The following is a 15,625-nucleotide window of genomic DNA, read 5'->3' on the forward strand; positions in this document are numbered from 1 at the left end:
GTTACGGTTTCCAGCGGTACATCAGCACCTTGCCGCGCGCGTCTTCCTCGACGAACACCAGGTATTCGCCGTTCTCGCGCCGGAACGCACTGATGCCGAACGGCACGTCGACCCAGCCCGACGCCTTGCCGACCTCGGCGCCCGGGCTCATCACGCCGACTTCCTTGCCGGTTTCCTTGTCGTACACGTGGATCTTGCCGACCGGTTCCACCGTGAAGAGGTAGCGGCCTTCGACCGTGATGCCGATCAGGTCGAAAATCGGCTTCGCGTCGAGCTGCCACGGCAGCGCGACCGTGTAGCGCACCACCGGCGAGCCGCTCGACCACTTGTCGAAACGCACCAGCACGCGGCCGACTTCCTTGTTGATGCCCGACTGCGGCGGCGCGTCGGCCGTGTAGCCGGTCACGTACATCGTGTCCGTCTGCGGTTCGTAGATCGCGCGGCGCAGTTGCGTGAACGGCTGCGGCATCGGATAGGTCGTGACCTTGTCGTACGAGTAGATCGGGTTGCCGGCCTTGTCGACGCCGCCATAGCTGAAGCGATGGATCCCGCGCACGTCGCTCGTGCGCCAGATGTCGCCCTTCGTGTCGACCCACCAGCCCCAGCCGCCCGCCTTGGCCTTGCCAGTCGTGTTGATCGTGAATTCGTCCGCGTCGAGCCGCCCGTTGCCGTTCGTGTCGCGCCAGATCCAGTCGCCGCCCGGCGGCTTGTTCGGCACCTTGTCGACCGGCCGCGCGCGGCCCGCGATCAGGCCGGACGGAATCGCGACCTCGCCGTCGCGCTTCGCGTCGAAGCGATAGATCTTCAGGTGATCGGCGTACATGTCCGTCAGGTACAGGAACGTGCGGCCGTCGACGCGCCGCGCGAACGGCATGCCCGGATACTGGTCCGTGTGGAACACGGGATCGTCCGGATACTTGAAGCGGTTCGACAGGAAGCCGGCGTATTTCCAGTCCTGGCCAGGCGGCTTCGACAGGTCGAGCTCGAAGCGCTTGTTGCCGGTGTACACGCTGTTCGGCCGCGCGGGATCGAGCCACGCGCCGTCGACGAACAAGAGCCCCTGCACCTGCCAGCGCAGCTTGCCGTCCGGCGTGTAGCTCTCGAGCACCGCGCCGAGCCCGGCGCCGATCGTGTCGTGACGCGGCCCGATGCCGTTCATCGCTACGTACACGTTGCCCGCGCGATCGACCCCGACGCCCGTCAGCCCATTGAAGCGCTGCGGCCCCGGGCGGCCCGGCACCGGGCCCGCGAAGATGCCGCCGCGCTCGCCCAGCGTGCCGGACGGCGCATAGCCCTTGCCGCCTTTCGAGAAGATCAGCACCTGCTGGCGCGGGCCGTTGTCCGCGACCAGCACGCGCCCTTTCGCGTCGACCGCCACGTCCACTGCCTCGGTGCCGTCGGGCAGCGCGGGCGCGTCGTCGAGCTTGCGGCCGTCCGCGCGCACGTGCACGAGGTGCGCGAGCCCGCTGACGGTATCGGTGAGCAGCCACAGCGTGCCGTCGCCGGCGAGCGCGATGCGGCCCGGCTCGTGCGCGCTCCAGGTGGCCTTCTTCTGCATCGTCTCGGCGTCGTAGACGTCCACCGCGTCATGCGACGGGTTCGTCGCGAACAGCGTCTTGTCGTCGGCCGCGAGGCCGCCCACTTCCGCCTTCGCCTCGCCCACTTCCGAGCGCGCCGGAGCCGGCACCTCGTTGACCATCATGAAGCTCGCGGCCATCCGCGCGCGGCCCGCATCGGCACGCCCGCCGGGCGCGACCTGCGGCGCCGCGCGGAACGGCGCCGGCTGCTTCATGTCGCCGATCGTGCGTCGCGAGATGCCGAACCACTGCTTGCCCTTGTCCGGCCAGATGCCGGGCGACTGCAGATGGCCGCGCTCGTTGCCGACGCCGATCGCGACGTACGCATATTTGCTGTTCACGGCGACCGCGTTGCCGCCGAGGTTGCCCCAGCCGTGCGTGCCGCCGGCGAAGCCGAGCATCTTCCCGTCCTGGTAGACGCTCGCCTCGGCGCCGCTCTCGTCCCACGGCGCGTTCGTATACACCTTGCCGTCGGGCGTCACCGCAATCGCGCGGATGTCGATCTGCGTCCAGCTGCCGTCGCCATAGCCGAACGTGTTGCCGATCCACGACGTGGTCGCGGGCAACACGGTTTCAGCCGATGCGGCGCTCGCGGACAGCGCCGCGCATACCGTCATGCCAACCAGAATCAGACGTCGCAATGCGCTCTCCAGACTTGATGCGGAAGCGACCGGCGCCCGCGGCGTACTGCCTGCCGTGGATGACCTGTCACTAAATGGGTTTCAAACGTCGCGATGCAGGTTACAAGCAAAAATAATCACAAGAAATTTGGAAATATTTGGGGATGTTTCTGCCTGAAATATCGAACCGGAACAGCGGGATTCACGCCCCGTAAAGCGGCAATATCGACCGCCTTTCACGCGGCGATCCGTAGAAAATGCCGCTCCGGCCCGCCCGTCGGGGCCCCCGTCCTGCCAACCTTTCATTCCATGATTGAAATCACCGGCATTCGAATGTTTTCAACCGGATAAATGACACGCGTTTTTTTGCCGATTTCTTTTCCCTAGAATCGATTTCGATTCCATATTTCGTTTAAACGCATGCATTACGTTCACGCATCGGATGCGCGGCGCGCCACGGCATCGGCCGCGCGTCGCGAAGGAGCGGCGCGATGACGGGCATCTCGCGCACCGCCGACCTCGCCCCGCCGCAACACGGCCGCATCGTGCAGCTCGACGGGCTGCGCGCGATCGCGGTCGGCGCCGTGTTCCTGCAACACGCGCTGAAGGCACCGCTGTGGATGGGTGTCGACCTGTTCTTCGTGCTGAGCGGCCTGCTGATCACGGGCATCCTGCTCGATCGCAAGGCGCGCGGGCAGTCGTACTTCAGCCACTTCTACGCGCGCCGCGTACGCCGGATCCTGCCGCCGTACGTGCTGCTGCTGGTCGTATCGACGCTGCTGTTCGGCGCGAGCTGGCTGCCGCACTGGCCGTGGTTCGCGTTTTTCTCGACCAACATCGGGCTGTCGCTCGGCAGCATCGGGCACGACAGCCTGAACGTGCTGTGGTCGCTCGCCGTCGAGGAGCAGTTCTACATCTTCTGGCCGTTCGTCGTGCTGTGGTGTTCGGAGCGCGCGCTGCTGTGGATCGCCGCCGCGCTGATCGTCGCCGCCCCCGTGCTGCGCGCGATCGCGACACCGTGGTTCGATTCGTTCTGGCCGATCTACTACCTGACGCCGTTCCGGATGGACCTGCTCGCCGCGGGCGCACTGCTCGCGATCGTGCTGCGCCGCGACCGGCGCGCGCTCGAGCCGTTCTATCCGCTCGCGATCGTCGGCGCGCTGGTGTCGCTCGCGATCCTCGGCTGGCTGCACCTGTCGTTCCCGCGGTTCCGCGCGGCGAACACGCCGATCTCGAATGCCGCGCTCTACAGCATCTCGCTGCTGCTGTGCACGTCGATCGTCGTGATCGCGCTGCGCGGACGCGGCCTCGTGCAGCGCGTGCTGACGAATCCGCTGCTCGTGTACGTGGGCACCGTCAGCTACACCGTCTACCTGATCCACCTGAGCGTGCTGTATGCGCTCTGGCCGCTGCATCTGAACCGCTTCGTCACGGCCGCGCTCGCGCTGGCGATCACGCTCGCGTACGCGACCGTGAGCTGGTACGGCTTCGAGCGGCGCCTGACCCGCGGCCCCGCGCGCCGCCCGGTGCCCGCCGCCGCGCGCACGACCGCCTGACTTTCCCAATTCATCGTTTCGACCAGGACATTGCCATGAGCCAAACTCGCAAGAAGGCCATCATCACGGGGATCACGGGGCAAGACGGCGCCTACCTGACCAAGCTGCTGCTCGACAAGGGCTACGAGGTCACGGGCACCTACCGCCGCACCAGCTCGGTGAACTTCTGGCGCATCGCCGAACTCGGCGTCGACACGCACCCGAACCTGTCGCTCGTCGAGCACGACCTGACGGATGCCGGCTCCAGCCTGCGGCTGCTCGAACGCACGCAACCCGACGAACTGTACAACCTGGCCGCGCAGAGCTTCGTCGGCGTATCGTTCGACCAGCCGGCGACGACCGCCGAAGTCACGGGCATCGGTCCGCTCAACCTGCTCGAGGCGATCCGCGTGGTGAGCCCGAAGACCCGTTTCTACCAGGCGTCGACGTCCGAGATGTTCGGCAAGGTGCAGGCGATCCCGCAAACGGAAACCACCGCGTTCTATCCGCGCAGCCCTTACGGCGTCGCGAAGCTGTACGCGCACTGGATGACCGTGAACTACCGCGAGTCCTACGGCCTGTTCGGCTGCAGCGGCATCCTGTTCAACCACGAGTCGCCGCTGCGCGGCCGCGAGTTCGTCACGCGCAAGATCACCGACACCGTCGCGAAGATCAAGCTCGGCAAGGCGACCAGGCTCGAGCTCGGCAACCTCGACGCGAAGCGGGACTGGGGCTTCGCGCTCGAATATGTCGAAGGGATGTGGCGGATGCTGCAGGTCGACGAGCCCGACACTTACGTGCTCGCGACCAACCGCACCGAGACCGTGCGCGACTTCGTGCAGATGGCGTTCGCCGCCGCCGGCTACCAGATCGAATGGACCGGCAAGGGCGAGCAGGAACGCGGCCTCGACGCGTCGAACGGCAACGTGCTGGTCGAAGTGAATCCGAAGTTCTATCGCCCCGCCGAGGTCGACCTGCTGATCGGCTGCGCGGACAAGGCGAAATCCAAGCTCGGCTGGGCGCCCGAGACGACCCTCGAGCAGCTTTGCCAGATGATGGTCGAAGCGGATCTGACGCGGAATCGTCACCATGACACGTACTGACGCCGGACGCCCGGCGCGTCGTGCGTTCGTCACGGGCCTGACGGGCTTCACGGGCCGCTATATGGCGCAGCGGCTCGAAGCGGCCGGCTACGACGTGTGGGGCACCGTGGCGCCCGGCGCGGCACGGCCCGACGATCCGGCGTTCACGAACTGCACGCTGCTGCCGGTCGACCTGCTCGACGCGAACGCGATGCGTGCGGCCGTCGCCGATGCGCGGCCCGATGCGGTCGTGCATCTCGCCGCGCGCGCACACGTCGCGCAGGACGAGCCGTCACAGACCTACGCGGTCAACATCGTCGGTACGCGCAACCTGCTGGCCGCGCTCGCGGGCCTCGACCGCCGCCCGTCAGCGGTGCTGCTCGCGAGCAGCGCGAACGTCTACGGCAATTCGACGGCCGGCGTGCTCGACGAAACCGTCCTGCCCGCGCCCGCGAACGACTACGCGGTCAGCAAGCTCGCGATGGAATACGCGGCGAAGCTGTGGGCCGACCGGTTGCCGATCGTGATCGCGCGGCCCTTCAACTACACGGGCGTCGGCCAGGACGATGCGTATCTGCTGCCGAAGCTCGTCTCGCACTATGCGCGCAACGCGCCGCGCATCTCGCTCGGCAATCTCGACGTGAGCCGCGACTTCTCCGACGTGCGTGACGTGACGGCCGCGTATCTGAAGCTGCTCGAAGCCGCGCCGGCCGGCGAAACGTTCAACGTCTGCGCGGAGCGCGCGTATTCGCTGAAGGAAGTGCTGGCGATGCTGTCGCGGATCGCCGGTTACGTGATCGACGTGACGATCGATCCGCGCTTCGTCCGGCACAACGAAGTAAAGCGCCTGAGCGGGTCGCGCGACAAGCTGCGGCGCGCGGTGGGCGAGTTGCCGGCGACGCCGCTCGACGACACGCTGCGCTGGATGATGGAAGCGCGACGCGACGTGCAAGCCGGGCAGGCCGGCTGATTCCGGCGACACGCGCGCGTTCGTCGCCCACCAAAGGAAACGGGCCGCTCGATGTCGAGCGGCCCGTCGTCATGTCGGCCGTGAAACCTGCCGCCGCGTTCAGCCCGCGAGGCCGCGCGCGAGATCGTTGCGCAGGTCGCCCGCGTTTTCCAGGCCGACCGCGAGGCGAATCAGCCCTTCGGTGATCCCTGCAGCCTCACGCGCTTCCGGCGTGATGCGCGCATGCGTCGTCGTCGCCGGATGCGTGATCGTCGTGCGCGTGTCGCCGAGGTTGCCGGTGATCGAGATCAGCTTCGTGCTGTCGATCACGCGCCATGCGTTCGCGCGCTGCTGCTCGGGCGTGTCGCCCTTCAGCTCGAACGACACGATCGCGCCGCCCGCCTTCTGCTGGCGCTTCGCCAGCTCGTGCTGCGGATGCGATTCGAGGCCCGGATAGAACACGCGCTTGACCGCCGGATGCGAATCGAGCCAGCGCGCGATTTCCAGCGCGTTCGCCGACTGCTTCTCGACGCGCAGCGACAGCGTCTCCATCCCCTTCAGCAGCACCCACGCGTTGAACGCCGACAGCGTCGGGCCCGCGCTGCGTACGAACGGGAACACCTTGCCCATGATGAACGCCTTCGAGCCGACCAGCGCGCCGCCGAGCACGCGGCCCTGCCCGTCGAGGAACTTCGTCGCCGAGTGCATCACGACGTCCGCGCCGAGCTTCAGCGGCTGCTGCAGCACCGGGCTGCAGAAACAGTTGTCGACGACGAACAGCGCGTTCGCGGCCTTCGCGATCTTGCCGATCGCCTCGATGTCGGCGAGTTCGGTCAGCGGGTTCGACGGCGTTTCGAGGAAGAACATCTTCGTCTCGGGCCGCACCGCTTCCTGCCATGCGTTCAGGTCGGTCGGATCGACGAAGGTCGTCGTGATGCCGAACTTGCTGAAGATCTGCGAGAACATCCCGAGCGTCGAGCCGAACAGGCTGCGCGAGCTGACGAGGTGATCGCCCGCCTGCAGCGCGGACATCACGACCGACATGATCGCGGCCATGCCCGACGCCGTCGCGATGCACGCCTCGCCGCCTTCGAGCGCGGCGAGACGATCCTGGAACATGGTGACGGTCGGGTTCGTGAAGCGCGAATAGGTGAAGTAGTCTTCCGAATTCGCAAAGCGTTCGGCGGCCTCGGCCGCGCTCGTGAAGCAGAAGCTCGACGTGAGGAACAGCGCTTCCGAGTGCTCGTTGAAGTCGCTGCGCAGCGTGCCCGCGCGCACGGCGAGCGTGTCGAAGTTGAGGGAGTCGTCCATGTTCCGTTTTCCGTATTCGAGGGCCGCGCGACGATCATGCATCGGGCGCGAGCCCGGTCACAAAGTCAGGCCAAAACAAAAAGCCCGCTATGCGTCGGCATCAGCGGGCTTCGGTGCGGTACGACAGCGATCGACTCGGGCCGGCTGCCGCCGGCCTTCGCTTTAGCTGTTTTGGGAAATCGCCCCGCGTCCGCAAGCTGAATCAAATCGACGCAAGGCCACATCCTATCACGCTTCATTCGAAGCGTGCGCCGGCATCACTCGACCGACAGCTGCAGGTTCATCTGCGACACCGCGGTGTCGCCGGCCGCGTCGCGATCGGCCTGCGATGCCGGTGCGAGACGTGCACGCTCGATCGCATCGAGGTACTCGGGCGTCACGGCGCCGGTGATGTAGTTGCCGTCGAAGCACGACGCCTCGAAGCGCTCGAGCTTCGGGTTGATGTCGCGCACCGCGCGGCGCAGGTCGTCGACGTCCTGATAGATCAGGTAGTCGGCGCCGATGATCTTCGCGACTTCCTCGTCGGTGCGGCCGTGTGCGACCAGCTCGCCGCGCGTCGGCATGTCGATGCCGTACACGTTCGGGAACTTCACGGGCGGCGCCGCCGACGCGAAGATCACCGACTTCGCGCCCGCATCGCGCGCCATCTGCACGATCTCGTGCGAGGTCGTGCCGCGCACGATCGAGTCGTCGACGATCAGCACGTGCTTGTCCTTGAACTCGATGCTCATCGCATTGAGCTTCTGGCGCACCGACTTCTTGCGCACGGCCTGGCCCGGCATGATGAAGGTGCGGCCGACGTAGCGGTTCTTGAAGAAGCCTTCGCGATATTCGACGCCGAGCTTCGCGGCGACCTGCATCGCGGCCGGGCGCGACGAATCGGGAATCGGCATCACGACGTCGATCGGCACGTTCGGCAGCTCGCGCTTGATCTTCTCGGCGAGGTAGTCGCCCATGCGCAGGCGCACGTTGTAGACCGGCACGCCATCGAGGCACGAGTCCGGACGCGCGAGATACACGTATTCGAACATGCACGGATTCAGCGTCGGGTTTTCCGCGCACTGCTGGCTGTGGAAGTTGCCGGCCTTGTCGATGAAGACCGCTTCACCCGGCTGCAGGTCGCGCACGAATTCGAAACCGATGCCTTCGACCGCCACCGACTCCGACGCGACCATCCATTCGGTGCCGTGTTCGGTCTCGAGCTTGCCGATGCAGAGCGGGCGGATGCCGAACGGATCGCGGAACGCGAGCAGGCCGTAACCGGCGATCAGCGACACGATCGCGTACGAGCCCTGCAGGCGGCGATGCACGCCGGCGACGGCCTTGAACACCGCGGCCGGATCGAGCTCGAGGCCCGTCGTCGACAGCTGCAGCTCGTGCGCGAACACGTTGAGCAGCACTTCGCTGTCGGAGTTGGTATTGATGTGCCGGCGATCGATCCGGAACATCTCGTCCTTCAGCTGTTCCCAGTTCGTCAGGTTGCCGTTGTGCGCGAGGATGATCCCGAACGGCGCGTTCACGTAGAACGGCTGCGCCTCGGCTTCGCTCGACGCCGAGCCGGCCGTCGGATAGCGGACCTGGCCGATGCCGAAGGTGCCGGGCAGGCTGCGCATGTTGCGCGTGCGGAACACGTCGCGCACCATGCCGTTCGCCTTGTACATGTGGAAATTGCTGCCGTCCGCCGTCGCGATGCCCGCCGCGTCCTGACCGCGATGCTGCAGCAGCAGCAGGCTGTCATAGATCAGCTGATTGACCGGGGATTGGGAGATAACACCTACGATGCCGCACATGGCATGTCCTTCAAGATGACAAAATCGGTTCCGTCCTGCCCGGCCGCGTCGTCACACGCGTACGTACTGGGCCATGCCGTCGGGCAGGAGCTGCTTCAGCTCATGCACGCCCTGTTCGGCGAAAGGACGCAATAGCGCATTGCGCCAGAATTCCTGTTTGGGCAATTCGGTCAGCCCGGCCGCCGCGACCAGCAGCACCACCAGCACGCAGCCGCGGACCAGCCCGAACATCATGCCCAGCGAGCGATCGACTCCGCCGAGGCCCGTCGCTTGCGCGATCCGCGACAACAGCGCGTTCGCGACACCGGCGACGAACACCACGCCGATCACGATCAGCGCGAACGCGATCACCCACTGTGTCAGCGCGCCGCCCGGCCAGTTCGCCGGAATGTACGGCACCACGAGTCCGACATAGCGTGCCGCGATCACGATCGCCGCGATCCAGCCGATCAGCCCGAAAATCTCCGAGACGAAACCGCGCCATGCGCCACGCAGCGCAGACAACGCGATCACCGCCAATACAGCGTAGTCGAAAGCCGTCAGCATCGCACGTTACTGCGTGAGTCCGGCTTCGCGCACTTTCGCGATCGCGGCGGACGCCGCCGCGCGATCCGCAAACGGGCCGGCACGCAGCAGTGTCGCCGTGCTGCCGTCCGCCTGCTTGCGATGCTCGACATATGCGGGCACGCCCGCCGATTTCAACTGGGTGGCCCACGAACGCGCCGTTGCGTCGTCCTTGAACGAACCGAGCTGCACCGCGAAGCGCGCACCGGCCGGCGATGCCGGCGACGATGCGTCGCCGCTGTCGGCCGCGGCGTCGGCGTTCGCGACCGCCGCGGGCGCCGGCTTCGGCGCGACCGGCTTCGCCGCGGGCGCGGCCGGCTTCGCGGCAGCGGGCTTCGGCGGCGTCACGCTTGCCGTGGTCGTCGCGGTCGAGGTATCGGGTTTCGCGGCCGGCTTGGCCGCATCCTTCGCCGCAGGCGCGGGAACCGCCGCCACCGCGACATCGGAGGCCGGCGGCTCGTCGCGCGCGACGCCCGCCTGCACGTCGGACGCGTCGTCGTCGCGCGGCGCGACCGCCTGATGCGCAGGCCGGTTCGGGATGTCGATCGCGATGTCGTCCGTCACCGGCTTCGGGTGCGAATCGAGCACCATCGGCAGCACGATCACCGCGGCGACGACGAGCGCGATCGCGCCGACGAGACGCCGGCGGGCGCGTTGCTTTTCAGGAAGGGTCGGATCGAGGAGCAGCGCGTCCGATTCCGGACGCTCGGTGCGGCGCGTGCGTCGCTCGACGCGTTCCGTGCGCTCCGTGCGCACGTTCCGGGAGGCCCCGGTACGACCGCCGCGCCGGGTGGGCGCGTCGTCGTCTTTCTTGCCGAAGGAGAAAATTCCCATGAATGGCTGAGTCCGAAACTGCCCGTCAGTCAGTGTTGCTGCGATTTCCGGTAGGCCATCACACCTGCCACCGTATGGAAACTGCCGAAAACCACGATTCTATCATTCTCGGATGCTCTTTTTAGTGCATCGCGAAACGCTTCGGCGGGCGACGCGAAGCGCGTCACGCTCGAATCGGCCCCCTCCTCCACGCCGGCCTTGCGCAGCGCGGCTTCGAGCTGCTCCGCGCTCGCCGCGCGCGGCAGCGGCAGGTCGGTCACGCACCAGTGGTCGATCTCGCCCTTCAGATGCCGCAGCACGCCGTCGATGTCCTTGTCGTGCATCGCACCGAACACCGCGTACGTGTACGGGAAGAAGCCCATGTTGCCGAGATTCTGCTCGAGCACGGCCGCCGCATGCGGGTTGTGCGCGACGTCCAGCACGATCGCCGGCTTGCCGGGCAGCACCTGGAAGCGCCCCGGCAGCTCGACGTTCGCGAGCCCGAGCCGGATGTCCTGCGCGGACACCGGCAGCACCGGGCGCAGCGCCTCGAGCGCGGCCAGCGCGGCCGACGCATTGATCAGCTGATTCGCGCCGCGCAGCGCCGGATACGCGAGCGCCGGATAGCGTTTGTCGCGGCCGAGATAACTCCATTGCTGGCGCTCCGCGCCCGGCTGCGCTTCATAGCGGAAATCGCGCCCGACCAGCCACAAGTCTGCGCCGATCGCGGCGGCATGGTCGATCAGCGTGTTCGGCGCCGCGGGATCGCCGCAGATCGCCGGCTTGCCCGCACGGAAGATCCCGGCCTTCTCGAACGCGATCTTCTCGCGCGTGTCGCCGAGGTATTCGGTGTGATCGATGTCGATGCTCGTGACGATCGCGCAATCGGTGTCGATGATGTTGACCGCATCGAGCCGGCCGCCGAGGCCGACTTCGAGGATCACCGCGTCGAGCCCGCGCGACGCGAACAGGTGCAGGATCGCGAGCGTCGTGAATTCGAAGTACGTGAGCGACACCGGCTCCGGCAGCGACGTGCGCGCCGCTTCGACGGCTTCGAAGTGCGGCAGCAGCTCGGCGTCGCTGACCTGCTGCCCGTTCACGCGCGCGCGCTCGCTGAATTCGAGCAGGTGCGGCGACGTGTGGCAGCCGACCTTGTAGCCCGCGTGAACGAGGATCGTCTCGAGGAACGCGCAGGTCGAGCCCTTGCCGTTCGTGCCGCCGACCGTGATCACGGGGCACGCGAATTCGAGCGGCAGCGCCGCCTTGACCTGCCCGATGCGGGTCAGGCCCATGTCGATGCCGACCGGGTGCGCGCGTTCGAGATGCGAAAGCCACGCGTCGAGAGTGGGAAAAGTGCTCATCGGATCAAATCTGAATCGGTACCGCCACTACGCCAAAAAACGAAACGCGCCGCCCGGCGGTTCAGCCGGGCGACGCGCGCAGTTCACAACGTCGCGCCAATCAGGCCAGCGCGTCGGCCGGCTGTCGCTGCAGCAGCGCGAGCAGCTGCGCGATCTCGTCGCGCATCTTGCGGCGGTCGACGATCATGTCGATCGCACCCGTCTTCAGCAGGAATTCCGCGCGCTGAAAACCTTCCGGCAGCTTCTCGCGCACCGTCTGCTCGATCACGCGCGGGCCGGCGAAGCCGATCAGCGCCTTCGGCTCGGCGATCACGACGTCGCCGAGGAACGCGAAGCTCGCCGACACGCCGCCCATCGTCGGATCGGTCAGCACCGAGATGAACGGCAGCCTGGCTTCGGCCAGCTTCGTCAGCATCGCGGTGGTCTTGGCCATCTGCATCAGCGACAGCAGGCTTTCCTGCATCCGGGCACCGCCCGAAGCGGTAAAGCAGATGAACGGCACGTGCTGTTCCAGCGCGTTCTGCGCACCGCGTGCGAAGCGCTCGCCGACGACCGAACCCATCGAGCCGCCCATGAACGAGAATTCGAAGCAGGCCGCGACGACGGGCAGCGTGTGGATCGCACCGCCCATCACGACCATCGCGTCGGTCTCGCCCGTTTCGTCCATCGCTTCCTTCAGACGATCCGGATACTTGCGGCTGTCCTTGAACTTCAGCGTGTCGACCGGCACGATTTCCTGGCCGATTTCATAGCGGCCTTCCGGATCGAGCAGCCCGTCGAGACGCTCACGTGCGCCGATGCGCATGTGGTGGTCGCACTTCGGGCACACGTGCAGGTTCGCGTCCACGTCGTTGCGGTACAGCACGGCCTCGCAGGACGGGCACTTGACCCACAGGCCTTCCGGAATGCCCTTGCGGCTTTTCGGATCGGTCTGCTTGATCTTCGGCGGCAACAGTTTGTCGAGCCAGCTCATCGTGTATGGTTTCCTGTTCCGTGGCGGGGCGGGCCGGCCGGCCCGTTCCCGCTTCCTGTTGTGTTTATCGCGCCGTCTTGCCGGCACCGTCCAGGGCGGCGCGCAGCTCGGCGATGAATGTCTTCAGCGCGGCGGCGGCGCCTTCCGGCGCGGCGCTCTCGAGCAGCTGCACCAGGCGGCTGCCGATCACGACGGCGTCCGACACTTCGGCCACCGCGCGCGCCGTTTCGGCGTCGCGGATGCCGAAGCCGACGCCCACCGGAACCGGCACGCGCGACTTGATGGCCGGGATTTTACCCGCAATGCTCGAAACATCCAGATTTCCGGCGCCGGTCACGCCCTTGAGCGACACGTAATACACGTAGCCGCTCGCGATCTTGCCCACGTCGGCGATGCGTTCGTCGGTCGACGTCGGGGCGAGCAGGAAGATCGGATCGATCTGCGCGCCGCGCATTTTCTCGGCGAACACGCCCGCCTCTTCCGGCGGATAGTCGACGACGAGCACGCCGTCGACACCGGCCGCCTGCGCTTCGGTCGCGAACGTATCGACCCCCATGCGCTCGATCGGGTTCGCATAACCCATCAGCACGACAGGGGTTTTCTGGTCAGTCTCGCGAAAGCGCTTCACGTCGGCGAGCACGCTCTTGAGCGTGACGCCGCGCGCGAGCGCGCGTTCCGACGAGCGCTGGATCACCGGGCCGTCGGCCATCGGGTCCGAGAACGGCACGCCGAGCTCGATCACGTCGGCGCCGCCTTCGGCGAGCGCGTGCATGAATTCGACGGTCTTCGCGGGATCGGGGTCGCCGGCCGTGATGAACGGGATCAGGCCCTTGCGGCCCTGTTCGGCGAGTGCGGCGAAGGTCTGCTGGATACGATTCATGGCAATTTTCCTTTGTCGACCGGAGTTAGCGCTTTAGCGCTTACTCCGGTCCCATGCAAAGCAGCGATCGGCAATGCGGCGGCGCGACTCACGCGCACGCCGGCGTTGCGAGCGCGTTCACACGCTCGTGCGCGATCGCGCAATAACTTTCGTTGATCTCGTAGCCGACGAAGTCGCGCCCCTGCCGTGCGCAGGCCACCGCGGTCGTGCCGCTGCCCATGAACGGATCGAGCACGCGGCCGCCCGGCGGGCAGCTTGCGAGCACCATCCGCTCGATGATTTCCAGCGGCTTCTGGGTCGGATGATCGACGCGCTCCGCGTGCTGCCGATGCAGGCGCGAGACCGACCAGACGTCCTTCGGGTTGTAGCCCATCTCCAGCCACTTGCTGCCTTCGAACAGCTTGCGCGAGCGGGCCTTCTTCGTGTCGGCGTCGTACGGGATGCGGACCGGATCGAGATCGAAGTAATACGCCCTGGAAACCGCGAAAAAGCCGATGTTGTCATGCACCGACGTGAAACGGCGCGTCGTGCCGCCCATGCTCGGCACGCGCCGGTCCCAGATGATCTCGTTGACCATCGTGAGCTTCGTCTTCAGGAAGCTGAAGATTTCCGGTGCGTACTGCCACGTGCAGAAGATGTACATCGACCCGCTCGGCTTCAGCTTCGGAATCGCGAGCTCGAGCCACTCGCGCGTCCACGCGAGGAAATCGTCGCCCGAACGCTTGTCCGAGTCGTTGCCGTAGTCCTTGCCGAGCCCGTACGGCGGATCGGCGACGATCAGGTCGATCGACGCATCCGGCAGGCGCGCGGCTTCGGTCATGAAATCGCGGTTATGCAGTTCGATCCCGGACGGCAGCACGCACGGCACGGCGACGACGGGCTGCCCCGCCTCCGCTTCGCTCGCGGCGCCGCCGCCCGGTTGTTCGATCAGGTCACGCATCGGTCGGGGTCAGAGCGCGAGGCCCGATCGCTCGGCGACCGTATGCATGTCCTTGTCGCCGCGGCCCGACAGGTTGACGAGCAGGATCTTGTCCTTCGGCAACGTCGGCGCGAGCTTCACGCCATACGCGATCGCGTGACTCGACTCGAGCGCGGGGATGATCCCCTCGATCCGGCAACAGTCGTGGAACGCCTTCAGCGCTTCCTCGTCGGTGATCGGCACGTACTGCGCGCGGCCGCTGTCCTTCAGCCACGCGTGCTCGGGGCCGACGCCCGGATAGTCGAGGCCGGCCGATACCGAATGCGTCTCGATGATCTGGCCGTTGTCGTCCTGCAGCAGGTACGTGCGGTTGCCGTGCAGCACGCCGGGGCTGCCGGCGATCAGCGACGCCGCGTGACGGCCGGTGTCGAGGCCGTCGCCCGCTGCTTCGACGCCGATCAGCTGCACCGATTGATCGTCGATATACGGATAGAAGATGCCCATCGCGTTCGACCCGCCGCCGACGCAGGCAATCACCGCATCCGGCTGGCGGCCGGCGAGTTCGGGCATCTGCACCTTGCACTCGTCGCCGATCACGCGCTGGAAGTCGCGCACCATCGCCGGATACGGGTGCGGGCCCGCGACCGTGCCGATGATGTAGAACGTGCTTTCGATGTTGGTGACCCAGTCGCGCATCGCTTCGTTCAGCGCGTCCTTCAGCGTGCGCGAACCCGATTCGACCGGCACGACCGTCGCGCCGAGCAGCTTCATCCGGTAGACGTTCGCGGCCTGGCGGCGCACGTCCTCGGCGCCCATGTAGACGATGCACTCCATCCCGAAGCGCGCGCAGATCGTCGCCGTCGCGACGCCGTGCTGGCCGGCGCCCGTTTCGGCGATCACGCGCTTCTTGCCCATCCGCTTCGCGAGCAGCGCCTGGCCGATCACGTTGTTGATCTTGTGCGCGCCGGTGTGGTTCAGGTCCTCGCGCTTCAGGTAGATCTGCGCGCCGCCGAGCGTCTCGCTCCAGCGCTGCGCGTGATAGATCGGCGACGGACGGCCGACGAAATACTTCAGCTCGCGCTCGTATTCGGCGACGAAATCGGGGTCGTTCCGGAATTTTTCATACGCCGTGCGCAGTTCGTCGAGCGCGTGAATCAGCGTTTCGGCGACGAACACGCCGCCATACGGGCCGAAGTGGCCGTGATCATCAGGAAGGTTGTACATGGTGTCTCTCTCGATCGGTCGGTGCGC

General features: G+C 66.7%; 13 protein-coding genes. 3 read left to right on the forward strand and 10 right to left on the reverse strand.

Annotated features, from left to right (window positions below):
* Position 1: 1 nt before the first annotated feature.
* Positions 2 to 2,194, reverse strand: a complete 2,193-nt coding sequence (locus ACTJKF_RS00550; protein ID WP_440621822.1) for a hypothetical protein — start codon at positions 2,192 to 2,194, stop codon at positions 2 to 4.
* Positions 2,195 to 2,688: 494 nt separating this feature from the next.
* Here ACTJKF_RS00550 and ACTJKF_RS00555 point away from each other — a divergent pair, with 494 nt between their 5' ends.
* From ACTJKF_RS00555 to ACTJKF_RS00565, 3 genes are read left to right on the forward strand one after another with little or no spacing between them, the layout of a single operon-like run.
* Positions 2,689 to 3,753: an acyltransferase family protein gene (locus tag ACTJKF_RS00555; RefSeq protein WP_440621593.1), complete on the forward strand. Its 1,065-nt coding sequence runs from the start codon at positions 2,689 to 2,691 to the stop codon at positions 3,751 to 3,753.
* A gap of 35 nt (positions 3,754 to 3,788) precedes the next feature.
* Positions 3,789 to 4,835, forward strand: coding sequence for a GDP-mannose 4,6-dehydratase (gene gmd, locus ACTJKF_RS00560; protein WP_440621594.1), 1,047 nt, complete (start codon positions 3,789 to 3,791; stop codon positions 4,833 to 4,835).
* Positions 4,822 to 5,784 (forward strand): NAD-dependent epimerase/dehydratase family protein, encoded by a 963-nt coding sequence (locus tag ACTJKF_RS00565; protein WP_440621595.1) that lies wholly within the window; start codon positions 4,822 to 4,824, stop codon positions 5,782 to 5,784. The genes gmd and ACTJKF_RS00565 overlap by 14 nt, the downstream gene beginning before the upstream one ends.
* Before the next feature lie 99 nt (positions 5,785 to 5,883).
* On the opposite strand, the gene ACTJKF_RS00570 is transcribed toward ACTJKF_RS00565, so the two are convergent.
* The 9 genes from ACTJKF_RS00570 to trpB form a co-directional block, all read right to left on the reverse strand.
* Entirely contained in the window at positions 5,884 to 7,074 is a 1,191-nt protein-coding gene (locus ACTJKF_RS00570) for an O-succinylhomoserine sulfhydrylase (RefSeq protein ID WP_440621597.1), read from the reverse strand.
* 257 nt (positions 7,075 to 7,331) lie between these two features.
* The gene (gene purF, locus ACTJKF_RS00575; RefSeq protein WP_440621598.1) at positions 7,332 to 8,864 is read right to left on the reverse strand and encodes an amidophosphoribosyltransferase; all 1,533 of its coding nucleotides are present in this window, start codon (positions 8,862 to 8,864) and stop codon (positions 7,332 to 7,334) included.
* Between the two features lie 51 nt (positions 8,865 to 8,915).
* The gene (locus ACTJKF_RS00580) at positions 8,916 to 9,410 is read right to left on the reverse strand and encodes a CvpA family protein (RefSeq protein WP_440621599.1); all 495 of its coding nucleotides are present in this window, start codon (positions 9,408 to 9,410) and stop codon (positions 8,916 to 8,918) included.
* Between the two features lie 6 nt (positions 9,411 to 9,416).
* Positions 9,417 to 10,262 (reverse strand): SPOR domain-containing protein, encoded by an 846-nt coding sequence (locus ACTJKF_RS00585; protein ID WP_440621600.1) that lies wholly within the window; start codon positions 10,260 to 10,262, stop codon positions 9,417 to 9,419.
* A gap of 29 nt (positions 10,263 to 10,291) precedes the next feature.
* The gene (gene folC, locus ACTJKF_RS00590) at positions 10,292 to 11,602 is read right to left on the reverse strand and encodes a bifunctional tetrahydrofolate synthase/dihydrofolate synthase (RefSeq protein WP_440621601.1); all 1,311 of its coding nucleotides are present in this window, start codon (positions 11,600 to 11,602) and stop codon (positions 10,292 to 10,294) included.
* Positions 11,603 to 11,702: 100 nt separating this feature from the next.
* On the reverse strand, positions 11,703 to 12,575 hold the full coding sequence (gene accD, locus ACTJKF_RS00595) for an acetyl-CoA carboxylase, carboxyltransferase subunit beta (protein ID WP_440621602.1): 873 nt from the start codon (positions 12,573 to 12,575) through the stop codon (positions 11,703 to 11,705).
* A 64-nt stretch (positions 12,576 to 12,639) separates the two neighbouring features.
* The gene (trpA, locus tag ACTJKF_RS00600; RefSeq protein ID WP_440621603.1) at positions 12,640 to 13,455 is read right to left on the reverse strand and encodes a tryptophan synthase subunit alpha; all 816 of its coding nucleotides are present in this window, start codon (positions 13,453 to 13,455) and stop codon (positions 12,640 to 12,642) included.
* 88 nt (positions 13,456 to 13,543) lie between these two features.
* Positions 13,544 to 14,395, reverse strand: a complete 852-nt coding sequence (locus ACTJKF_RS00605; protein WP_440621604.1) for a DNA-methyltransferase — start codon at positions 14,393 to 14,395, stop codon at positions 13,544 to 13,546.
* A gap of 9 nt (positions 14,396 to 14,404) precedes the next feature.
* Positions 14,405 to 15,598, reverse strand: a complete 1,194-nt coding sequence (trpB, locus tag ACTJKF_RS00610; protein ID WP_440621605.1) for a tryptophan synthase subunit beta — start codon at positions 15,596 to 15,598, stop codon at positions 14,405 to 14,407.
* Positions 15,599 to 15,625: the final 27 nt, after the last annotated feature.

It is taken from the genome of Burkholderia sp. 22313, assembly GCF_052045245.1.
In the GTDB taxonomy this organism is placed as follows: Bacteria; Pseudomonadota; Gammaproteobacteria; order Burkholderiales; family Burkholderiaceae; genus Burkholderia.